The organism is Kribbella sp. NPDC048915 (assembly GCF_040649595.1).
In the GTDB taxonomy this organism is placed as follows: Bacteria; Actinomycetota; Actinomycetes; order Propionibacteriales; family Kribbellaceae; genus Kribbella.
In genome coordinates this window covers 1-2,720 of the sequence record NZ_JBEZFT010000013.1, presented here as the reverse complement: position 1 = coordinate 2,720, position 2,720 = coordinate 1, and the positions used below count along the sequence as shown (strand labels likewise).

The window sequence follows — 2,720 nt, the reverse complement described above, 5'->3', positions numbered from 1 at the left end:
TCGGCTTGCCGAGGTACGGCGTGCCGGACTCCCCGGACGAACGGCACGCGCGCCCTTCCCGTGCCGGTCACGAACGCCCTTCCGTGTCCGTCGCGTACCACCTGTTGCGGCTGTGAACAGGAGACGGTGGGAGTGCACCTGTTATTGCCTGTTGGCGCCCGCCGTTGCTTGTTCAAGCCCGCGGCTTGCCGAGGTACGGCGTGCCGGACTCCCCGGACGAACGGCACCACGCGCCCTTCCCGTGCCGGTCACGAACGCACTTCCGTGCCGTCGCGCACCACTGTCACCTTGTGCGGCTGTGAACAGGAAACGGGGCCGGTGCACCTGTTATTGCCTGTTCAAGCCCGCCGGTGCCTGTGCAATCCCACCGTTGCCTGTGCAATCCCACCGGTGCCTGTGCAACCCCACCGTTGCCTGTGCAACCCCACCGTTGCCTGTGCAATCCCACCGTAGCCTGCCCAACCCCACCGTTGGCTGTCCAAACCGGTCTGCCCGTTGGGCTGTGCGCATCCACCGGAGCTGCTCATCTTCGCCGGTGCTAGGGGACTTCGGCGGGTGTGGAGATCAGGCGAGGAGTAGCCAGGTGGCGAGGCTGGTCATCAGGAGGGCGATGGTGGTGTCGAGGAGTTGCCAGGCGCGGGGCCGGGCGAACATGGGGGAGAGTTTGCGGGCGAAGAAGCCCAGGGAGAAGAACCAGGTGAAGCTGGCGGTGACGGCGCCGAGGCCGTAGAGCCAGCGGGTGTTGGTGCCTTGCTGGTTGGCCAGGGAGCCGAGCAGGACGACGGTGTCGAGGTAGACGTGCGGGTTGAGGTACGTGAAGCCGAGGCAGGCGACTACGACGCTGCGCAACGCCGCAGGTGCGTGGTCCGCGGGGATGATCGAGCCGGGTTTGAACGCGCGCTTGGCGGCCAGGAGCGCGTAGGCGTAGAGAAAGGCTGCACCGCCGTACTTCGCGATGCTGAGCGCGATCTCGTTGCGGGTGAGGAGTGCGCCGAGGCCGAGGATGCCGCTCGAGATCAGCAGTGCGTCGGAGAGCGCACAGGTCAGGACCACGGGCAGGACGTGCTCGCGGCGCAGGCCTTGGCGCAGGACGAACGCGTTCTGCGCGCCGATCGCGACGATCAGCGACAGCGCGGTGGCGAACCCGGCAAGGAGTGGCATGTCTTCGACGGTAAGCAGCCGACTGGATTCAAACCAGCTAAAGATTCTGACGTGGCATTAGGATTGCTTCATCATGCAGTTCGACTCCGCGCAACTCGAGACGTTCGTCGCCGTGGTCGACGGCGGGAGCTTCGATGCGGCCGCGCGCCGGCTGCAGGTGACGCCGTCCGCGGTCAGCCAGCGGATCAAGGCCTTGGAGAGCCGCCTCGGTCAGGTGGTGGTGATGCGCGGCAAGCCGGCCCGCCCGACCGCAGCCGGCGCGGCGCTGCTCAGGTTGGCCCGCCAGGTCGCGCTGCTGGAGCGTGAGGCGATCGCGGCCGTCCGCGGCACGGTCGACGCGCAGCGGATTCCGATCGCGGTGAATGCGGACTCGCTCAACAACTGGTTCCTGCCCGCGATGCTCGACCTGTCCCGGACCCACGACGCCAGGTTCCAGGTCCACCAGGAGGACGAGGAGCACTCGGCGGAGTATCTGCGCAACGGCACGGTGCTCGCCGCGGTCACGGCCGATCCGCGTCCCGTCCAGGGCTGCCGCGTCGTACGGCTGGGAAAGATGCGCTACCTCCCGCTCGCCACCCCGGAGTACGCCGAACGCTGGCTGCGCGGCAAATCGCTGCCGGAGGCCCTCGTCGAGGCGCCGATGGTGGTGTTCAACGAGAAGGACGTGCTGCAGCACCGCCTGGTCCGCAAGGTGACCCGGCGGAAGCTGGATCCGCCGTCGCACGCGATCCCGGCGTCGGCGCCGTTCCACGAAGCGGTCCGGATCGGGCTCGGCTGGGGGATGATCGAGGACCAGGTCGCCGACGCCGAGCTGGCGGCCGGCCGCCTCGTCGAAGTTGCCCCGGGCAAATACATCGACGTTCCGCTGTACTGGCAGCACTGGAAACTCGAGTCGGACGTGCTCGACGCCCTCACCGCCGCCGTACTACGGGCAGCCGAGGCCGGCCTGCGGAAGTAGGCTCAGGACCAGCGCAGGCCCATCGGATTGTCGGCCGGGATCAGCCCGTCCGCCATCAGCCGCGCGCTCAACGGCCGTACCAGGTCGTGCAATTCGGTACACAACTCGTCACCCAATGCTCGCCAACCGGCGTCCGCCAGCGCGTTTGTCGTGTCTCGCGGGTGACCCCGGCCGTGGTGGAGCGTGCGATCCAACATGCGCGGATATCCCTCCGCCCGGGAGCCATCCGGCCGAACCCCGCCGCACCACATCTGCCCACCCACACATCAGTCACCAGAGCTGAACAACCGCTGTACGGCGTTGTGCACAGCCCGAAGCCGCGCGACGAGGAGCTGTGCCGGGGTGGCGTACGTCCACGCGTCCAGGATCGCCCGCGCGACCATCGCCGGGTGGAAGTTGTAGAACACCGCCGCGACGAGCTCCGGACCGACCGCGCCGAGGGGTGCTGCGCGGCAGCCGAAGTAGCTCATCCAGCCGCCCTTGAGCCCGAGCGCGTCAGTCGCCTGACCTGAGTCGTGCCACTGGGGTGTGTCAGTTCGGGTCGATGCCGAGGGCGTGCAGGATCGCTTGGGCTTGCGGGGTGGGTGGGTCGTGGGCGAGG

2 protein-coding genes and 1 pseudogene are annotated in these 2,720 nt (G+C 68.3%); 1 reads left to right on the top strand and 2 read right to left on the bottom strand.

Going from position 1 to position 2,720, the window contains the following annotated elements; genetic code table 11:
* Positions 1-564 precede the first annotated feature (564 nt).
* Positions 565-1,161, bottom strand: a complete 597-nt coding sequence (locus AB0B82_RS09785) for a LysE/ArgO family amino acid transporter (protein ID WP_360164592.1) — start codon at positions 1,159-1,161, stop codon at positions 565-567.
* A 73-nt stretch (positions 1,162-1,234) separates the two neighbouring features.
* Between AB0B82_RS09785 and AB0B82_RS09780 the strand changes: the two genes are divergently transcribed.
* Complete coding sequence (locus tag AB0B82_RS09780; protein ID WP_360164590.1) at positions 1,235-2,119, top strand: LysR family transcriptional regulator ArgP; 885 nt, start codon at positions 1,235-1,237, stop codon at positions 2,117-2,119.
* A gap of 266 nt (positions 2,120-2,385) precedes the next feature.
* Here AB0B82_RS09780 and AB0B82_RS09775 read toward each other — a convergent pair.
* Positions 2,386-2,720 (bottom strand): annotated as a pseudogene (locus AB0B82_RS09775) (hypothetical protein); the annotation flags it as partial.